The 18720-nt window shown below is 73.6% G+C and carries 14 protein-coding genes; 4 read left to right on the top strand and 10 right to left on the bottom strand.

Annotated elements, in window-relative coordinates; translation table 11 throughout:
• Nucleotides 1-127: 127 nt before the first annotated feature.
• The 9 genes from AB0M97_RS08725 to rsmI form a co-directional block, all read right to left on the bottom strand.
• A complete protein-coding gene (locus AB0M97_RS08725; RefSeq protein WP_365960022.1) occupies nucleotides 128-811 on the bottom strand; it encodes a response regulator transcription factor in 684 nt (227 codons plus the stop codon).
• Nucleotides 812-1021: 210 nt separating this feature from the next.
• Nucleotides 1022-2806 carry a PQQ-binding-like beta-propeller repeat protein gene (locus tag AB0M97_RS08730; protein ID WP_365960023.1) on the bottom strand — a complete coding sequence of 595 codons (1785 nt, stop codon included), beginning with the start codon at nucleotides 2804-2806 and terminating at the stop codon, nucleotides 1022-1024.
• A 54-nt stretch (nucleotides 2807-2860) separates the two neighbouring features.
• Entirely contained in the window at nucleotides 2861-4591 is a 1731-nt protein-coding gene (locus tag AB0M97_RS08735; protein WP_365960024.1) for a PQQ-binding-like beta-propeller repeat protein, read from the bottom strand.
• A gap of 213 nt (nucleotides 4592-4804) precedes the next feature.
• Nucleotides 4805-6619 (bottom strand): ABC-F family ATP-binding cassette domain-containing protein, encoded by a 1815-nt coding sequence (locus AB0M97_RS08740; protein WP_365960025.1) that lies wholly within the window; start codon nucleotides 6617-6619, stop codon nucleotides 4805-4807.
• A 128-nt stretch (nucleotides 6620-6747) separates the two neighbouring features.
• On the bottom strand, nucleotides 6748-7641 hold the full coding sequence (locus tag AB0M97_RS08745; protein WP_365960026.1) for a 4-(cytidine 5'-diphospho)-2-C-methyl-D-erythritol kinase: 894 nt from the start codon (nucleotides 7639-7641) through the stop codon (nucleotides 6748-6750).
• Nucleotides 7638-8528, bottom strand: coding sequence for a 16S rRNA (adenine(1518)-N(6)/adenine(1519)-N(6))-dimethyltransferase RsmA (gene rsmA / locus AB0M97_RS08750; protein WP_365960027.1), 891 nt, complete (start codon nucleotides 8526-8528; stop codon nucleotides 7638-7640). The genes AB0M97_RS08745 and rsmA overlap by 4 nt, the downstream gene beginning before the upstream one ends.
• Nucleotides 8529-8583: 55 nt before the next feature.
• On the bottom strand, nucleotides 8584-9870 hold the full coding sequence (locus AB0M97_RS08755; RefSeq protein ID WP_365960144.1) for a ubiquitin-like domain-containing protein: 1287 nt from the start codon (nucleotides 9868-9870) through the stop codon (nucleotides 8584-8586).
• Nucleotides 9867-10787 (bottom strand): TatD family hydrolase, encoded by a 921-nt coding sequence (locus AB0M97_RS08760; RefSeq protein ID WP_365960028.1) that lies wholly within the window; start codon nucleotides 10785-10787, stop codon nucleotides 9867-9869. Before AB0M97_RS08760 ends, AB0M97_RS08755 begins: the two co-directional genes overlap by 4 nt.
• A gap of 107 nt (nucleotides 10788-10894) precedes the next feature.
• Nucleotides 10895-11743, bottom strand: a complete 849-nt coding sequence (rsmI, locus tag AB0M97_RS08765; protein WP_365960029.1) for a 16S rRNA (cytidine(1402)-2'-O)-methyltransferase — start codon at nucleotides 11741-11743, stop codon at nucleotides 10895-10897.
• Between the two features lie 95 nt (nucleotides 11744-11838).
• Here rsmI and AB0M97_RS08770 point away from each other — a divergent pair, with 95 nt between their 5' ends.
• The 3 genes from AB0M97_RS08770 (at nucleotide 11839) to AB0M97_RS08780 (ending at nucleotide 17041) form a co-directional block, all read left to right on the top strand.
• Nucleotides 11839-13581, top strand: coding sequence for a phospholipid carrier-dependent glycosyltransferase (locus AB0M97_RS08770; protein ID WP_365960030.1), 1743 nt, complete (start codon nucleotides 11839-11841; stop codon nucleotides 13579-13581).
• Nucleotides 13582-13665: 84 nt separating this feature from the next.
• Entirely contained in the window at nucleotides 13666-15294 is a 1629-nt protein-coding gene (locus tag AB0M97_RS08775) for a penicillin-binding transpeptidase domain-containing protein (RefSeq protein ID WP_365960031.1), read from the top strand.
• Between the two features lie 94 nt (nucleotides 15295-15388).
• Nucleotides 15389-17041 (top strand): penicillin-binding transpeptidase domain-containing protein, encoded by a 1653-nt coding sequence (locus tag AB0M97_RS08780; RefSeq protein WP_365960032.1) that lies wholly within the window; start codon nucleotides 15389-15391, stop codon nucleotides 17039-17041.
• Nucleotides 17042-17116: 75 nt separating this feature from the next.
• Here AB0M97_RS08780 and AB0M97_RS08785 read toward each other — a convergent pair whose 3' ends face one another.
• Complete coding sequence (locus AB0M97_RS08785; protein ID WP_365960033.1) at nucleotides 17117-17494, bottom strand: SsgA family sporulation/cell division regulator; 378 nt, start codon at nucleotides 17492-17494, stop codon at nucleotides 17117-17119.
• Nucleotides 17495-17672: 178 nt separating this feature from the next.
• Between AB0M97_RS08785 and AB0M97_RS08790 the strand changes: the two genes are divergently transcribed.
• Nucleotides 17673-18719, top strand: a complete 1047-nt coding sequence (locus AB0M97_RS08790) for an energy-coupling factor ABC transporter permease (RefSeq protein WP_365960034.1) — start codon at nucleotides 17673-17675, stop codon at nucleotides 18717-18719.
• The last annotated feature ends 1 nt before the right edge of the window (nucleotide 18720 follow it).

Raw genomic sequence — 18720 nt, forward strand, 5'->3', positions numbered from 1 at the left:
GGCGCCGGGCGGGTGACCTGCCGCCGGTGCCGGGGTGGGCGCCGGGCGGTTCGCGCGGCCCGGCGTGCCCGGGGCCCCGCCCGCGTCCCACCGCGTCCGCCCGCGTCCGCCCGCGTCCGCCCTCCGGTCAGTCCTGCGGCCCGTGCACGCCCCCCGCTCTGTCCAGCAGCCCCGTTCTCGCCGCCAGGGCCGCCGCCTCCAGCCGGGAGCCCACCCCGAGCTTCATCAGGACCCGCTGGACGTGGGTGCGGGCGGTGGAGGGGGCGATGCCCATGCCGGCGGCGATCAGGCGGGTGTCCTCGCCGTCGGCGACGCGGACCAGGACCTCGACCTCCCTCGGGGTGAGCATCCGGAGCAGGCGCTGGCCCTCGTCGTCCGGCTGGGCGGCGGGGTTGAGCAGCTCGCCGAAGGCGCCCTGGAGCAGCTGCGGGGCGACCGCCGCCTCGCCGGAGCGTGCCTTCATGATCGCCCGCTCGACGCCCTCTATGCGCTCGTCGTGCCGCACGTACCCCGAGGCCCCCGCCGCGAAGGCCGCCGCGATGCCCCGCGGGCTGGGCACCGGGCCCAGCACCACCACCGCGACCTGCGGACGCTCCCGCTTGATCCTCGCCACCGGGTCGAAGATGCCGGGCTCGGCCGGTGTCGCCGTCCCCAGCAGGCACACCTCCGGCGCCCGGCTGATCACCAGCTCCGCCGCGCCCGCGGTCGGCGCCGTGGCGGCGAGCACCCGGTGCCCGCGCAGCTTCAGCGCCGAGGCCAGTGCCTCGGCGAGCAACCGGTGGTCGTCGACCACCGTGAGCCGCACTCCCATCGAGCAACCCCCCAGTCCCCCAACGGACCCTCGTGGACCCTCACGATGAACGCCCCACCGTGAATCCTCCAGTGTGGACGCGTCAGTGCCCCCGGAAGCTACACGCAAGTTCCGCCTCGCGCTGCCCCTACCGGCGACAAACGCCCGGATACGCGACGGCGGCCCCACACCCTGACGGGTGCGGGGCCGCGGCCGTGGAACGGGGAGCGGTCAGTTCGTACCGAACGCGACCGCCAGGTACTCCTTCTCGTCCGAGGTGGTCCGGGGCTTGCTGGCGTACACCGCCGACATGTAGAAGCGGCCCTGGGAGAACAGCAGCTCCGCGAAGTCCGGGAGCAGGCTGGTCTCCGCGTCGCGCACCGACTCCGTCGCCGGGTTCTCCAGCAGTGTCGTCTGCTGGAAGGAGCCGCCGTCGATGCTGACGACCTGGCCGCCCTTGTCGTAGGGCGGGCGCTTGTACGCCAGGAGGTTGCCGCCGTCCATGCGCAGCGGGGTGATCGAGTAGCCGTCGCCCGCGTCGGCGCGCTGGCCGGTCTGCCTGCCGGTGGCCAGGTCGAAGGCGACGATCTCGTTCGTCCGGCCGTAGTCGCCGCTGCTGTCCTTCTCCTCGGTGGGGAGGTACAGCCGGTCGTTGCCGACGGCGAGCATCAGGCAGTGCTCGATGCGGGAGATGCCGTCGCACTTGGCGGCGAACTGCTCGCCGGGCGCGGAGATGCGGGCGCGCAGCTTGCCGGTCTTGTTGTCGATGGAGAAGAAGTCGGAGATGCCGCTGCCGTCGCCCGCGGAGTCACCGACGTCGGCCGCCACGACCAGCGGTTCGGTGGAGACGATGCTGGCGTACTCGATGCCCGCGGACATCTTGTACTCCGAGATCACCTTCCCGGACTTCGGGTCGATGGTCTGGACGTGCAGCTGGCGGTTGTCGTACGGGCCGCACTTGCGCAGCGCGACCAGCCTCGCCCCGCCGCCGTACCCGGCGTCGTAGCAGGAGTCGGTCGGCTTGGGGCTCCACAGCGTCTTGCCGGAGGCGATGTCGAAGGCGCCGCCGCCGCTGGTGCCGCCCACGGCGACGGTGCTGCCGCTGAGGGTGACGTTGTCGAAGCTGACGTCCCGGTCACCGGTCTTGAGCGTCTTCGTCCACAGCTTCTTGCCGGCGTCCAGGTCGATCGCCGCGACCTGGCTGCACCCGTGCGAGGGGTCGGCCTTGGTCGGCATGGCGGGCTGGAAGGTGACCGCCGTCCTGTTGTCCTCGGTGACGTGCCGGCTGGCCTGGCAGACCGGTCCCGGCAGGTCGATCGTCCACAGCTCGGAGCCCTTGTCGGGGTCGTAGCCGACGATCTCGGCGACGCCGCTCTTGGCGTACACCTTGTCGGTGATCCACGAACCGGAGACGACGACGCTGCTGTCGCCCTTCACCTCGGGCGCCGGCACCTGGAAGAGCACCTTGCCCGCCGGGTCGGACGGCGCCTTCTCCTTGCCGCCCGTCGAGCCGCCGTCCGCGCCGGAGCCGCCCTTGGGGTCGGTGCCGCCCGTGCCGCCTCCGGTGGAGCTGGCGGTGTCGTCCTTCTTGCCGTCGTCCTTGCCGGACGCGTACCAGACACCGCCGCCGACGATCAGGGCGATCGCCACGACGGCGGCCACGATGATGGCGAGCTGCGCGTTGATCTTCCGTCCGCCGCCGCCCGGCTGGGGCTGCTGCGGCATGGTCGGCGGCTGCGGGTAGCCGTAGCCGGGCTGCTGGCCGTACGGGGCGGTGGGCTGGCCGTACGGGTTCGGCTGGCCGTATCCGCCCGGCCGGGCGTAGGGGCTGGGCTGGCCGTAGGGCGGCGGGGCGGCCGGGGGCGGGGTCTGCGGCGCCTGCGGGTAGCCGTAGCCCGGCTGCGGCTGGGGGGCCTTGCCGAGGTCCGGTCCGCCAGGTGGCTGCGGGGGCTGGGGCGGGCCGAAGCCTCCCCCCTGCGGGGGCTGGCCGGGCGGCGGGGGCGGCGGCTGGGTCATGGCGTCAGTACCTCGGAGACGGATCGGGCGGCGGACGGAACGGGGGAGGCCGGGTCACTTGCCGTAGGCGAGCATCAGCTTCTCCTTGGCGTCGTCGTTTCCGTTCAGCCGGGTGGTGGAGATGTAGAAGCGGCCGTCGACCCAGTCGATCGCCTTGGAGAAGAAGCCGTTCTCGATGTCGGCGGCGCCGGCCGGGTTCTGCAGCAGCTTGGTGGGCTGGTGGCCGCTGCCGGAGGTCGCGATCGACACGACCTGGCCGCCCGCGTCGTACGACGGCTGCACGTACGCGACGAGCCTGCCGCCCTCGGCCTTCATCGGCAGCATCGACTCGTCCGCCGGGGACTTGACGCGCCACTTCTCCTTGCCGGTGTCCAGGCTGATCGCCACGATCTCGTTGGCGGCGGCCGTCGCCTTGGTGGGCAGGTAGAGCGTGTCGTCGTCGGCGGCCACGCCCAGGCAGCCCTGGAGGTTGCGCTCCAGGATGGCCCAGCCGCACTCGGGGGCGAAGTCCTCGTCGACCTCGACCTGCGAGCGGAACCTGCCGTCGTCGCCGATGGTGGAGATGTTCCAGGCCTTCTTGTCCTCGTTGGTGCTGTAGACGACCAGCGGGTCCACCGAGTAGGTGCGCGCGACCCGCCAGCCCTTGTCGAACTTCTGGGTCCACTTGGCCCGGCCGGTCCTCGGGTCCAGCTCCTGCACCTCGTCGTGCTCGTTGGCGGTGCTCGCGCCGCAGGACGACACGGCGACGATCCTCTCGCCGCCCGCGAACGCGGTCGGGAAGCAGGCTTCGCCGTACTTCTTCTTGTCCCACAGCTTCTTGCCGGACGTGACGTCGTACGCCGTGCCGGACTGGGAGCGGCCCACCATCAGGGTGTCGCCCGTGATGGTCAGGCCCAGCGAGAGCGTGGAGTCGAACAGGCCGCCCTCGGCGACCTCCCCCTTCCAGCCCTGCTCACCGGTGTTGAGGTCGACCTGCTGGAGCTGGTTGCACTTGGCGCGGTCGCTGCTGCCGCTCATGTACGCGACGACGATCTTGTCGTCGGACGTCTTCTGCGGTGTCGTCGCGCAGATCTTCTGCGGGAAGGTGATCGCGTCCCAGGTGGGCCTGCCGTCGCCGACGTTGTACGCGAACAGCTGCTTGTACGCCGCCTTCACCGCGGTCTTGCCGGTGATCCACATGCCCTCGGCCTCGGCACCGGAACCGGGCGCGTCGGGCGCCTCCTTGTACCACAGCACCCTCGCCTCGCCGGCCTGGCGGCCCTCGTTGAGGTTCTCGGGGTCCTCGCCGCCGTCGCCGCTGCCGTCACCGGGGTTGACCGGCGCCTGCGACCCGGACGGCTTGGGGTCGTCGCTCTTGCCCGCGACCGGCTTGTCGCCCTTGTCGTCGCCGCCGTTCGTCACGGCGAACACCGTGCCGCCGATCACGACAAGCGCCGCGACCGCCGCGCCGACCACGAGCGCCGTCCGGTTCTTGAACGGGTTGCGGGAGCCGGACGGCGGGGTGCCGGGCGCACCCGGGTACTGCGGCTGCGTGGGATAGCCGTAACCGGGCTGCCCGTACGGCCCCGGCTGCTGCCCGTAGGGGCCGGGGGTGTACGGGCCCGGCTGGGCGTAGGGTCCCGGCTGCTGCGGGTATCCGTACCCGGGCTGCGGCGGGCCCTGGGGCGGCGGCGGGGTGCCCGGCGGGCCCTGCGGGGGCGGCGGGGCCCCGAAGCCCTGCTGCGGCGGCGGGTCCTGCGGTGCTCCGAAACCGCCGTGCGGCGGCTGGCTGGGCGGCTGAGTCATCAGCTCGTTCCCCTCTACTCACTGATTTTTCGCCACGCCCCGAGGTACGGAAGCGCCACTGGGAGTCGGCCTCGGACGGTTCTGGCCGGTTCTCGGTCGGCTCTTTCTATCACCCGGCGCCGACCTGCCAACGGGCCGCGTCCTGCCCTGTTCCCAAGGGAGGACCGGCCCGTGATGCCCCCGTTACGTGCCTCACGCCCCCTTCACGGGCGGCTACGCGTCCTCCGCCAGTTCCAGCCAGCGCATCTCCAGCTCCTCGCGCTGCCCGGCCAGCTCCCGCAGTTCGGCGTCGAGTTCGGCCACCTTGGCGAAGTCCGTGGCGTTCTCGGCGATCCGCGCGTGCAGCCGGGACTCCTTCTCGGAGATCTTGTCCAGCTGCCGCTCGATCTTCTGCAGTTCCTTCTTCGCGGCGCGCTGGTCGGCGGCGCTCCGCTCCGGGGCCGCGGCGGCGTCGGCCCGCGCGGCGGCCGGGACCGCGGCGGCGGCGGCCTCCTCCATGCGGCGGCGGCGCTCCAGGTACTCGTCGATGCCGCGCGGCAGCATCCGCAGGGTGCCGTCGCCGAGCAGCGCGAACACCCGGTCGGTGGTCCGCTCGACGAAGAACCGGTCGTGGGAGATGACGATCATCGAGCCCGGCCAGCCGTCGAGCACGTCCTCGAGCTGGGTGAGCGTCTCGATGTCGAGGTCGTTGGTGGGCTCGTCCAGGAACAGCACGTTGGGCTCGTCCATGAGGAGCCGCAGCAGCTGCAGGCGGCGCCGCTCACCGCCGGACAGGTCACCGACCGGCGTCCACTGCTTCTCCTTGCCGAACCCGAACGTCTCGCACAGCTGACCGGCGGTCATCTCGCGGCCCTTGCCCAGGTCGACGCGCTCGCGCACCTGCTGCACGGCCTCCAGGACCCGCCAGGACGGGTCGAGTTCGGAGACCTCCTGCGAGAGGTAGGCGAGCTTGACGGTCCTGCCGACGCGGATGCTGCCGCCGGCGGGCTGCGTCTCGCCCTGGGTGCGGGCGGCGTCGGCCATGGCGCGCAGCAGGCTGGTCTTGCCCGCGCCGTTCACGCCGACCAGGCCGATGCGGTCACCGGGGCCGAGCTGCCAGGTGATGTGCTTCAGCAGCACCTTGGGGCCGGCCTGGAGGGTGACGTCCTCCAGCTCGAAGACGGTCTTGCCGAGCCGTGAGGAGGCGAACTTCATCAGCTCGCTCGTGTCGCGGGGCGGCGGCACGTCCTTGATCAGCTCGTTGGCGGCCTCGACGCGGAAGCGCGGCTTGGACGTCCGCGCGGGCGCGCCGCGCCGCAGCCAGGCCAGCTCCTTGCGGACCAGGTTCTGCCGCTTGGTCTCCTCGGTGGCGGCGATGCGTTCCCGTTCGGCGCGGGCGAAGACGTAGTCGGAGTAGCCGCCCTCGTACTCGTGGACGACGCCACGCTGGACGTCCCACATGCGGGTGCAGACCTGGTCGAGGAACCAGCGGTCGTGGGTGACGCAGACCAGCGCCGAGCGGCGCTCGCGCAGGTGCTGGGCGAGCCAGGCGATGCCCTCGACGTCGAGGTGGTTCGTGGGCTCGTCCAGGACGATCAGGTCCTGCTCCTCGATGAGCAGCTTGGCGAGCGCGATCCGGCGCCGCTCGCCGCCGGACAGCGGGCCGATGACCGTGTCCAGGCCCTTGGGGAAGCCGGGCAGGTCGAGGCCGCCGAACAGGCCGGTGAGGACGTCCCTGACCTTGGCGTTGCCGGCCCACTCGTGGTCGGCCATGTCGCCGATGACCTCGTGCCGCACGGTCGCCGCGGGGTCGAGGGAGTCGTGCTGGGTGAGCACGCCGAGGCGCAGCCCGCCGGAGTGCGTGACCCGTCCGGAGTCGGCCTCCTCCACCTTGGCCAGCATCCGGATCAGGGTGGTCTTGCCGTCGCCGTTGCGGCCGACGACACCGATGCGGTCCCCTTCCGAGACGCCGAGCGAGATGCCGTCGAGGAGGGCACGGGTGCCGTAGACCTTGCTGACGTTCTCGACATTGACCAGGTTGACGGCCATTTTTCTCCTGCGCAGGGGGATCGGTCAGCCTCCCAGCGTAGTGTGCGCCGGTCGGGTGACGGCCCGGGCACCGGTGGGGCCCGGGCGCGGTGGCCGTGACGGCCGGGGGCCGGGATGGCCGGGGGTGGTTACAGGACGGTCGCTCCGGGTGCCGGTCCCGGTGCCGTGCGGACCGTGCGGCAGGTGCCGGAGGCGCGCAGCGAGTCCGCGATGTCCGCCGCCGACCCGGCGTCCCGGGCGAGGAACGCCGTGGTCGGGCCGGAGCCGGAGACCAGCGCGGCGAGCGCCCCGGCGGCGCGGCCCGCGGCGAGGGTGCCGGCGAGCTCCGGGAAGAGGGACAGCGCGGCGGGCTGGAGGTCGTTGCGGACGGCGGCGGCGAGCGCGTCGGTGTCGCCCTTGGCGAGGGCGTCGATCAGGTCCCGCGAGGCGACCGGCTCCGGGATGTCCGTGCCCTCGCCGAGCCGGTCGAACTCGCGGAAGACGGCCGGGGTGGACAGTCCGCGCGCCGCCATCGCGAACACCCAGTGGAAGGTGCCGCCGACGTCCAGGGGGGTCAGCCGCTCGCCGCGCCCGGTGCCGAGGGCGGCGCCGCCGACCAGGCTGAACGGCACGTCGCTGCCCAGTTCCGCGCAGAGGGCGAGCAGTTCCCCGCGGGAGGCGCCGGTCCCCCACAGCGCGTCGCAGGCGAGCAGCGCGCCTGCGCCGTCCGCGCTGCCGCCCGCCATGCCGCCGGCGACGGGGATGTCCTTGGCGATGTGGATGTGCACGGCGGGGCTGCGGCCGTACCGGGCGGCGAGCGCCTCGGCGGCGCGGGCGGCCAGGTTCGTGCGGTCCAGCGGCACCTGGCCGGCGTCGGGGCCCGTGCAGGTGACGCGGAGGTCGTCGGAGGGGGTGACGGTGACCTCGTCGTAGAGGCCGACCGCGAGGAAGACGTTGGCCAGGTCGTGGAAGCCGTCGGGGCGGGCGGCGCCGACCGCGAGCTGGACGTTGACCTTGGCGGGGACGCGGACGGTGACGCTCACGGGTGACCGGGCTCCTCGGGCTGGGCGGCGGCCTTGTGCTCGGCGATGCGGGCGAACTCCTCGACGGTGAGGGACTCGCCGCGCGCCTGCGGGGAGATCCCGGCGGCGACGAGGGCCGCCTCCGCGGCGGGCGCCGATCCGGCCCAGCCGGCGAGCGCCGCGCGCAGGGTCTTGCGGCGCTGCGCGAACGCGGCGTCCACGACCGCGAAGACGTCCTTGCGGGACGCCGTGGTCTTCGGCGGCTCGCTCCGGCGGACCAGGGACACCAGCCCGCTGTCGACGTTCGGTGCGGGCCAGAACACGTTGCGGCCGATCGCGCCGGCGCGCTTGACCTCGGCGTACCAGTTGGCCTTGACGGACGGGACGCCGTACACCTTCGAGCCGGGGGCGGCGGCGAGGCGGTCGGCGACCTCGGACTGGACCATCACCAGGGTCCGTTCGATGCTCGGGAAGGTCTCGAGCATGTGCAGCAGGACCGGGACGGCGACGTTGTAGGGCAGGTTGGCCACCAGCGCCGTCGGGGCCGGGCCGGGCAGCTCGGTGACCTGCATGGCGTCGCGGTGCACCAGCGCGAAGCGGTCGGCGCGCTGCGGCATGCGGGCCTCGACGGTGGCGGGCAGTGCGGCGGCGAGCACGTCGTCGATCTCGACGGCGACCACGCGGTCGGCGGCCTCCAGCAGCGCCAGGGTCAGGGAGCCGAGCCCCGGGCCGACCTCCACGACGACGTCGTCGGGGCGGACGTCCGCGGTACGGACGATACGGCGGACGGTGTTCGCGTCGATCACGAAGTTCTGGCCGCGCTGCTTGGTGGGACGCACGCCGAGAGCACCGGCGAGTTCACGCACGTCGGCGGGTCCGAGAAGGGCGTCGGGGGTGGGGCTGGTCACGGGACAAGGGTACGGGTCGCCCGCGCGGGCCGGTGCCGGCGGGCGGCCCGGCCGCTCAGCCGTGCAGACGGCTGCCGCAGTGCGGCCAGGGGCCGGCGCCCTGCTGCTGGTAGAGCAGTTTCGCCCGGTACGTCTGCTCCGACGCGGGGGCGTCCTGGGGGCGGCCGGTTCCGCCGAGCGCCTGCCAGGTCCGGCGGTCGAACTGGTAGAGGCCCCCGTACGTCCCCGACGGGTCCACCGCGTCGGCCCGGCCCCCCGACTCGCACTGCGCCAGGCCCCGCCAGTTCAGGCCGTCCGCCCCGCCGGCCGACCGCGGCCGCGTGCCGACCTTCACCAGCTGCGTCCGCGGCTCGCGCACCACCTCGGCCCCGGTCCGGCGCGGTCGGTGCCGGACCCCGTTGACGGTGCGCACGGCGTAGGTGACCCGCAGCACCCCCGGCCGCCCGGCGCGTTCGACGACCTCCGTGCCGCGGAACAGCGACGCGTCCGGCACCCGCCGCTCCCGGAACGGGATCACCTCCTCGCGGACCTCCTCGCCGGCCGTGATCCGCAGCACGGTCACCGTCTGCCCGTCGCGCGGGAAGGAGTCCGGCGGCACGGACGTGGTGTCCTGCCCGCGCAGCGTCACCCCGGCCGCCTCGACGGCCTCCCGCACGGTCGCGGCGTTCGTGCGGATGGTCCGGGCCCGGCCGTCGGCCAGGATGGTCACCGTGCGCTCGGTGCGCACGTCGAGGGCGAGCCCCGCCCGCCCGATGCGCCGGGAGCGCGACGTCGACAGGTACGCGCCCTCGGCGCGCACCCCGAGCTGTCTGAGCGCCCCCTCGACGGTCGGTTCCGTCGTCCACACCTGGCGCCGGTGGCCGTCGACGGTGAGCCGCACGGGACGCCCGTGGCGCACGGCGACCTCGTCGCCGTCCTCCAGCTCCGCGTCCGGCGCGGGCGCCACCACGTCGTGGGCGCCGACCCGCAGGCCCTCCTCGGCGAGGAGTTCACCGACGTCGTCGGCGAAGGTGTGCAGGGTGCGGGTCCTGCCGTCGACGCTCAGCTCGATCGCCTTGTCCTTGGCGACGAACGCGCTCGTGCCGCCCGCGAGGAACGCGACGACCAGCGCCTGCGGCAGCAGACGGCGCACGGAGCCCTCCGCGCGCTCGGCGGGGCGGGCCCTGCGCCGGTGTCCGCCCGGCCGCGACGCGCCCCGGCCGTATGTCCTGTCCGTCTCGTCCTGCGTCTTGCCCACGCCGACACGCTCCACAGCCCGAAGGACCGGACCGGAGGGGTCCGGATCGGGCCCAGAACCTAGTGGAGCGGCGGTCACCGTACAAAGCGACGCGCGTGCGGTCAGTAGCCGAACGCCCGTGCCGTGTTGGCCGCCAGCGCCGTCGCCAGGGCGTCCTCCCCGATGCCCCGCACCGCGGCCATCGCCCGGACCGTGACGGGGACGAGATAGGGCGCGTTGGGCCGTCCGCGGTAGGGCACCGGCGTCAGGAAGGGCGCGTCCGTCTCCACGAGGAGCAGGTCCAGCGGCGCCACGGCCAGGGCGTCGCGCAGGTTCTGGGCGTTCTTGAAGGTGACGTTGCCGGCGAAGGACATGAAGTACCCGGCGCGGGCGCAGATGTCGGCCATCTCGGCGTCGCCCGAGTAGCAGTGGAACACCGTCCGCTCGGGCGCGCCCTCCTCCTTCAGCACGCGCAGCACGTCCGCGTGGGCGTCGCGGTCGTGGATGACGAGGGCCTTGCCGTGCCGCTTGGCGATCTCGATGTGGGCGCGGAAGGACCGCTCCTGCGCCGCCTTGCCCTCCGGGCCGGTGCGGAAGTAGTCGAGGCCGGTCTCGCCGACCCCCTTGACCTGCGCGAGCCCGGCCAGCCGGTCGATCTCGGCGAGCGCCTCGTCCAGGGCGGCGTCCCCGCCGGGCTCGCGGGCGCCCTGCCGGGACCAGCCTCCCCCGGCCCTGGAGGGCCGGGAGGTGCCCCCAGGGTCGCCGTGCACGATGCGCGGGGCCTCGTTGGGGTGCAGGGCGACGGTCGCGTGCACGGCGTCGTACGCGGCGGCCGTCTCGGCGGCCCAGCGGGAGCCGGCGAGGTCGCAGCCGACCTGCACGACCGTCGTGACCCCGACGGACGCGGCCTTCGCCAGGGCCTGCGCCACCGTGCCGGACTGCATGTCGAGGTGGGTGTGCGAGTCGGCGACCGGCACCCGGAGCGGCTCGGGCAGGGGCGGCGCGTCGTTGTTGTCGTCCGTGCGGGCGGCGTTGGCAGGCATGCCCCGATCCTACGAAAGGGGCGGGCGGGGGTGGTGTGCGGAGGGCGGCCGGCTCGCCCGGTGGGCGCCGCCGTACGCCCTCACGCCCGGCGTTGCGCCGTACGCCCTCACGCCCCCGCGTTCTTCGCCGCCACCACCGCGTCGAACACCTCCCGCTTCGGCACGCCCGCCTCCGCGGCGACCGCGGCGATGGCCTCCTTGCGGCGCTCCCCCGCCTCCTCGCGGACCCGCACCCGGCGTACCAGTTCGGCGGCGTCGAGTTCCTCCGGGCCCTTCTCGGGGGCGCCCTCCACGACGACGGTGATCTCGCCGCGCACGCCGTCGCGCGCCCAGTCGGCCAGCTCGCCGAGCGGGCCGCGCCTGACCTCCTCGTACGTCTTGGTCAGTTCCCGGCAGACCGCGGCACGCCGGTCGGGGCCGAACGCCTCGGCCATGGCGGCGAGGGTGTCGTCCAGGCGGTGCGGCGCCTCGAAGTAGACGAGGGTGCGGCGCTCCCCGGCGACCTCGCGCAGCCGGGTCAGCCGCTCGCCGGCCTTGCGCGGCGGGAACCCCTCGAAGCAGAACCGGTCGACGGGCAGCCCGGACAGCGCGAGCGCGGTGAGCACCGCGGACGGGCCGGGCACGGCGGTGACCGTGATGTCCTGCTCGACGGCCGCGGCGACCAGCCGGTAGCCGGGGTCGGAGACGGACGGCATCCCGGCGTCGGTGACGAGCAGCACGCGCGCGCCGCCGACGAGTTCCGCGACGAGTTCGGGCGTGCGGGCGGACTCGTTGCCCTCGAAGTACGACACCACGCGTCCCTGGGGCGTGACGCCGAGGGCCTGGGTGAGGCGGCGCAGCCGGCGGGTGTCCTCGGCGGCGACGACGTCGGCGCCGGCCAGTTCCGCGGCGAGCCGGGGCGGGGCGTCCTGGACGTCGCCGATGGGGGTGCCCGCCAGTACAAGGGTTCCAGTCACGTTCCCATCCTCGCAGGGGCGGCTCACGGCGAACGCATCCGGACGGGTGGGCCCGTGCGCGGGACTCACACAGAAGGGTTCCCTACGATGGCGCGGTGACCAGTACCGCGTCCTCGACGGACACCCGGCAGGGCCCAGAACCGCGCGACGAGCAGCCGTCGTGGCAGCAGCGGCTGCGCCGTTTCGGATACACGGCGCGGCCCACGAGCGACGTCCGGGACCGGCTGGTGCCGCCGTACAACGAGCCGGGCCCGCGGATGTGGGAGGCGCTCGGCGTGCGCAGGCCGCTGGCCGCGCGGCTGGTGCGGCTGACCGGCTGGGGCGGCCCGCTGCTGGTGACGCTGCTGGCCGGGGTGCTCCGGTTCTGGAACCTGGGCAGCCCGAAGGCGGTGATATTCGACGAGACGTACTACGCCAAGGACGCGTGGGCGCTGGTCCACCGCGGTTTCGAGGTCAACTGGGACAAGAACGCCAACAAGCTGATCCTGGCGACCAACGGCGACGTGCCGATCCCGGCGGACGCGGCGTACGTCGTGCATCCGCCGGTGGGCAAGTACGTCATCGGGCTCGGCGAGCTGATGTTCGGCCTCGATCCGTTCGGCTGGCGCTTCATGACGGCGGTGCTCGGCACGCTGTCCGTCCTGATGCTGTGCCGCATCGGGCGCCGGCTGTTCCGCTCGACGTTCCTCGGCTGCCTGGCGGGCGCGCTGATGGCGGTGGACGGGCTGCACTTCGTGATGAGCCGCACCGCGCTGCTCGACGGGGTGCTGATGTTCTTCGTGCTGGCGGCGTTCGGCTGCCTGCTGATCGACCGGGACCGGGCGCGGGAGAAGCTCGCCGCGGCGCTGCCCGCCGACGCCGAGGGCCGGGTCCGGCCGGACGCGCACACGGCGGAGACGACATCGCTGCTGTGGCGGCCGTGGCGCTGGGCGGCGGGGCTGATGCTGGGCCTGGCGATCGGCACGAAGTGGAACGGCCTGTACGTCCTGGCCGCGTTCTGCGTGATGACGGTGCTGTGGGACGTCGCCTCCCGCCGGGTGGCCGGCGCCCGGCACCCGTACGCGGCGGTGATCAGGCACGACCTGGGCCTGGCGTTCCTGGCGACGGTGCCGGTGGCGATCGTCACGTACATCGCGTCCTGGACGGGCTGGATCCTGTCCCCGGCGAACGGCAAGGGCGGCTACTACCGCAACTGGGCCGCCACCGACGGCAAGGACAGCGACTGGTCGTGGCTGTTCCCCGACTGGTGGCGCAGCCTGTGGCACTACGAGCACCAGGTGTACGAGTTCCACGTCGGCCTGTCCTCGCCGCACACGTACGAGTCGAACCCGTGGAGCTGGATCGTCACCGGCCGCCCGGTGTCGTACTTCTACGAGTCGCCGGCGCCCGGCAAGGACGGCTGCCCGGTGGACGCGGGCGGCAAGTGCGCCCGCGAGGTGCTGGCGATCGGCACGCCGCTGCTGTGGTGGGTGGCCTGCGCGGCGCTGCTCTACGTGCTGTGGCGCTGGGCCTTTCGGCGCGACTGGCGGGCGGGCGCGATCGCCTGCGGTGTCGTGGCCGGATACCTGCCCTGGTTCCTGTACCAGGAGCGCACGATCTTCTACTTCTACGCGATCGTCTTCCTGCCGTTCCTGTGCCTGGCGGTGGCGATGCTCCTGGGGGCGCTCGTCGGCCCGCGGGACTCCTCGGACACCCGCCGCGTGGCGGGCGCGACGGCCGCGGGCGTCCTGGTCCTGCTGATCGCGTGGAACTTCATCTACTTCTGGCCGATCTACACCGGCCAGGCCATCCCGATCGACGACTGGCGGGCGCGAATGTGGCTGGACACGTGGGTGTGACAGGGCTTCACTGGAGCGTTCGCACAGGCGTCTTCCCGGGCGGGTCGAGGAAGGCGTGGGGGGAAACGGGGAGGGGAGCGCGTCATGCGCAGGGGGATCAAGATCGGCCTGGTCGGCGGGGTGTTCGCGGTGATGGTGGGCGGGGCCGGCTACGGCACGTACAACATCGTGAACGCGCTGAGCGGTGACGGGGGCGGCGGGATCGGTACGGCGGCGGCGAGGTCCGGGACGCCGAGCCGGGACGAGGTCGGGGAGACGACCGGGAAGTTCTTCACGGCCTGGGAGAACGGCGACGCGGTGACCGCCGCGTCGTACACGAACCACGACGGCGCCGCCGGGCCGCTGCTCACCGCGTTCGGCGAGGACGCGCACATCACCGGCGTGCGGATCACGCCGGGCAGGGTGAGCGGCACGACCGTGCCGTTCACGGTGCGGGCCACGGTGTCGTACGGCGGCACGTCGAAGCCGCTGTCGTACAAGAGCGAGCTGACCGTCGTGCGCGGTGTCAGCACCGGGCGGGCGCTGGTCGACTGGGAGCCGTCCGTCGTGCACCCCGGGCTGAAGGCGGGCGACACGCTCGTGACGGAGGAGTCGGCGGACCCGCCGATCCGGGCCGTCGGCCGCGACGGCACGGTGCTGACGAAGGAGGAGTACCCGTCCCTCGGGCCGATCCTCGACCAGCTGCGCGCCCGGTACGGCGACAAGGCGGGCGGCGAGCCCGGTGTCGAGCTGGCGATCCGGCACGCCGGCGACTCCGTGCCCGACACCCCGCTGCTGACCCTCGCCAAGGGTGAGCCCGGCACGCTGCGCACGACGATCAGCGCGGGCGTGCAGGCGGCGGCCGAGAAGGCGGTGCGCGACTACGACGAGTCGTCCGTGGTGGCCGTCCAGCCGAGCACCGGCGAGGTCCTCGCCGTCGCCAACCACCGCACGGACGGCTTCAACGCGGCGTTCCAGGGCCAGGTCGCGCCCGGTTCCGTCATGAAGATCATCACTGCGGCGATGCTCATCGACAACGGCGTGACCTCGATGAACGGCCCGGCGCCCTGCCCCGACCGGGCGACCTGGCAGAGCCAGACCTTCGAGAACCTCACGGGCATGCGGCCCGACGAGGACGCGACCCTCGCGGGCAGCTTCCTGCGGTCCTGCAACACCGCCTTCGTCAAGCTCGTCGACGAGCGGCCGCTCACCGACGCCTCCCTGACGGCCGAGGCCGAGGAGCGGTTCGGGCTCGGCCGCAACGACTGGAAGACCGGCATCGACTCCTTCGACGGCCGCGTCCCGGCGTCCGGCGGACCCGACCGGGCGGCCAACGCCATCGGCCAGGGCCAGGTCCAGATGAGCCCGCTGAACATGGCGTCCGTGACCGCGACCGCCATCACCGGCACCTTCCGCCAGCCCCGTCTGGTGTCGCCCGGCCTCGACGACCGCCGCATCGCCACCGCCAGGGGCCTGCCGGCCGGCACCGCGGCCCAGCTGAAGCAGATGATGCGGCTCACCGCCACGCGGGGCACGGCCGCCGCGGTCATGTCCGGGCTCGGCGGCGACATCGGCGCCAAGACCGGCTCCGCCGAGGTGGACGGTGACGCGCTCAACAGCTGGTTCACCGGCTTCCGGGGCGATGTCGCGGCGGCGGCCATGGCCGAGGGGGGCGGTCACGGCGGCGACGCGGCGGGCCCGATCGTCCGCGCGGTCCTGGCGGCCGGCGGCTGACCGTACAGCGCGCCGCACCCCCTAGGGTGGTCGCCGTCGTTGAACCGAGGGCAACGGGCAGCGGCACCAGGGGTCGTACGGAGGACAGACAGCAGTGGGCAACAGAAGACGCGTCGCCGAGCGGCGGTCCACGCGGTACGTGAGGCAGCCGGCCGTGCTCGGCGCGGCCGTCGCGGTGGTGGTGCTCGGCGCGGGGGCCGGCGGCTACGCGCTGTGGGGCGGGTCCGGCGACGGGCAGCCGGTGGTCAGGGCGTTCCGGCCGGGCCCCCTGTCGCAGGAGGAGGTCACCACCGCCGCCCGGCGTTTCCTCACCGCCTGGCAGGACGGCAGGGTGTCCGAGGCGGCCGGGGCGACCGACGACCCGAAGGCGGCCGGCGCGATGCTCACCGCGTTCACCAGGGACGCCCGCGTGGAGGGGGCCGCGTTCACGGTGGGCCGGCCCGCGGGCGACAGGGTCCCCTTCGAGGTCGAGGGCACGGTGTCGTACGAGGGCGTCCGCAAGCCGGTCGGGTACGGCAGCGCGCTCACCGTCGTCCGCGCCGGCGACGGCAGGCCGCTCGTCGACTGGCAGGCCTCCGTCGTCCACCCCGATCTCAGGGACGGCGACCGGCTGGTCACCGGCGAGGCGGGCACCCCGCCGGTCACGGCGCTCGGCCGGGACGGCGGCGAGCTGACCGCCAAGAAGTACCCCTCGCTCGGCACGGTCCTGGACGCGCTGCGCGAGAAGTACGGCAAGACCGCCGGCGGCACGGCGGGCGTCGAGCTGCGCGTGGAGCGCGGCAGGGCGTCGAAGGCCGCCGAACTGGCCGACAAGACGCTGCTGGAGCTGAGCGAGGGCACGCCGGGCACCGTGAAGACCACGCTCAGCCCGAGGCTCCAGGCCGCCGCGGAGAAGGAGGTCGCCGGGCGCAAGCGCGCCTCGGTGGTCGTACTGCGGCCGTCGACGGGCGAGATCCTGGCCGTGGCGAACTCCTCGCACGGCTTCAACGTCGCCTTCCAGGGCTCGCTGGCGCCCGGCTCGACGATGAAGGTCATCACCTCGTCGCTGCTGATCGAGAAGGGCCTGGCGGCGGCGGACAGGAAGCACCCGTGCCCGAAGTACTTCAGCTACGGCGGCTGGAAGTTCCAGAACGACGACAAGTTCGAGATCAAGGACGGCACGTTCACGGCGAGCTTCGCGCGCTCCTGCAACACCGCCTTCATCAGCCAGGCCCCGAAGCTGGAGAACGACGACCTGACGAAGCAGGCCCAGCAGGTCTTCGGCCTGGGGCGCAACGACTGGGCGATCGGGGTGCCGTCGTTCGACGGGTCGGTGCCGGTGCAGTCGGCGGCGCCGATGGCCGCGTCCCTGATCGGCCAGGGCGGGGTCCGGATGAACCCGCTGAACATGGCGTCGGTGTCGGCGACCGTGCAGTCCGGCACCTTCCGCCAGCCGTACCTGGTGTCACCCGACGTGGACGACCGGCGGCTCGCCGCGGCCTCGCGCACGCTGTCCGCGGACACGCTGAGGCAGCTGCGCGCGCTGATGTCGCACACGGCGTCGTACGGCACGGCCGCGAAGGCGATGGCGGGGATCGGCGGGGGCGCCAAGACGGGCTCGGCGGAGGTCGACGGCCAGAAGAAGCCGAACGGCTGGTTCACCGCGTACAAGGGGGACCTGGCCGCGGCGGGCGTCGTCCAGCAGGGCGGCCACGGCGGCGAGACGGCGGGCCCGCTCGTCGCGGCGCTGCTCAGGGCGGGCGGCTGACGCGCGCGGGCCGACCTGCCCGGCTGCCCCATCGAGGCTCGCCCCGGACGCTCCGTCCGGGGTGGTGCCGCCCGGTCAGCCGGACACGCTCTGCGCCGGCTCCGTCGCGGCCGTGTACGTCCGCCGCAGGAACCGCAGCAGCGTCTTCGTCTCGAACTGCACCACCGAGCACCCCTGCGCGGAGTGGAACTCGACCACGGCCTGCACGCGCCCGCACGGCCACACCCGTATCGAGCCGCTCTCCGCGGGGGCGCGCAGCCCTTTTTCGAGCAGCGAGCGGGAGAAGGTCCACTCGCGGGAGCCGGGTCCCGGCGGCAGCCCCACCCGCACGGCGCGGGGATCCTCGGCGGGGTCGTAGCGCAGTGCCACGCTGACGGCGCCACGCTCCTCCTCCACACGGTCGTCGGCGTCCGTGACGATGTGGGCTCGTGCGTACTGTTCGACTACCGGCATCGGACGGCCCCTTACGCTGTGGTGCCCCAGTGGCTGGCTCTGCACCCCCGCCCCACCCAATGTCCCATATTTCCCGGATCACGCCTCGCTGTGCCGGACGTCTCACCGCTCGACGGCGACTCGATGACGAGTACCTCGCTCTTGCAAGAGGTTCGCAACAAGCCACTATCATCGAACGGTGCATGTGCCTGACGGATTCATAGACGCCCCCACGTCCGCCGCGACCGGTGTCATCGCCGCCGGTGCCGTCGCCGTGAGCCTGCGAGGTGCCCGCCGCGAGCTGGACGAGCGGACGGCCCCGCTGGCCGGTCTCGTGGCGGCGTTCATCTTCGCGGTGCAGATGCTCAACTTCCCCGTCGCGGCGGGGACCAGCGGCCATCTGCTCGGCGGCGCGCTCGCGGCGATCCTCGTCGGCCCTTGCACGGGGGTGCTGTGTGTCTCCGTGGTGCTGCTCATGCAGGGCATCCTCTTCGCGGACGGCGGCCTGACGGCGCTCGGCGTGAACATCACCGACATGGCCATCGTGACGACCGTCGTCGCGTACGCCCTGTTCCGCGGCCTGGTCAAGGTGCTGCCCCGCACCCGCAGGTCGGTGACCGCCGCGGCCTTCGTCGCCGCCCTGGTCTCCGTGCCGGCCTCCGCCCTCGCCTTCACGCTGGTCTACGCGGTCGGCGGCACCACCGACGTGGCGATCGGCAAGGTCGCCACCGCCATGATCGGCGTGCACGTTCTCATCGGCCTCGGCGAGGCCGTGATCACCGCGCTGACCGTGGGCGCCGTCGTCGCGGTACGCCCGGACCTCGTGCACGGGGCGCGCGGGCTCCAGCCGCGGCTCCGGCTGCGGGTGAACGGCGAGCTGGTGGACGCGCCCGGGGCGGAGCCGGCGCCGGTCGCGGCCCGCACCTCGCGCCGCGCGTTCTGGATCACCGGCCTGGTGACCTCCCTGGTGCTCGCCGGGTTCGTCAGCTTCTACGCCTCCGCCGAACCGGACGGCCTGGAGAAGGTCGCCGCCGACCAGGGCTTCGACAAGGCGGCCGAGGAGCACCCGGCCGCGGACTCGCCGCTCGCCGACTACGGCGTCAAGGACGTCGAGGACGCCCGGCTGTCCGGCGGTCTCGCGGGCGTCATCGGCGTCGGCGTGACGGTCGTCGCCGGCACCGGTGTGTTCTGGGCGGTCCGCAGGCGCCGCACGGCCGACACCTCCCCCGCGCACACGAGCGTCTGAC

The sequence above is a fragment of the Streptomyces sp. NPDC051207 genome (assembly GCF_040682395.1).
Classification (GTDB): Bacteria; Actinomycetota; Actinomycetes; order Streptomycetales; family Streptomycetaceae; genus Streptomyces.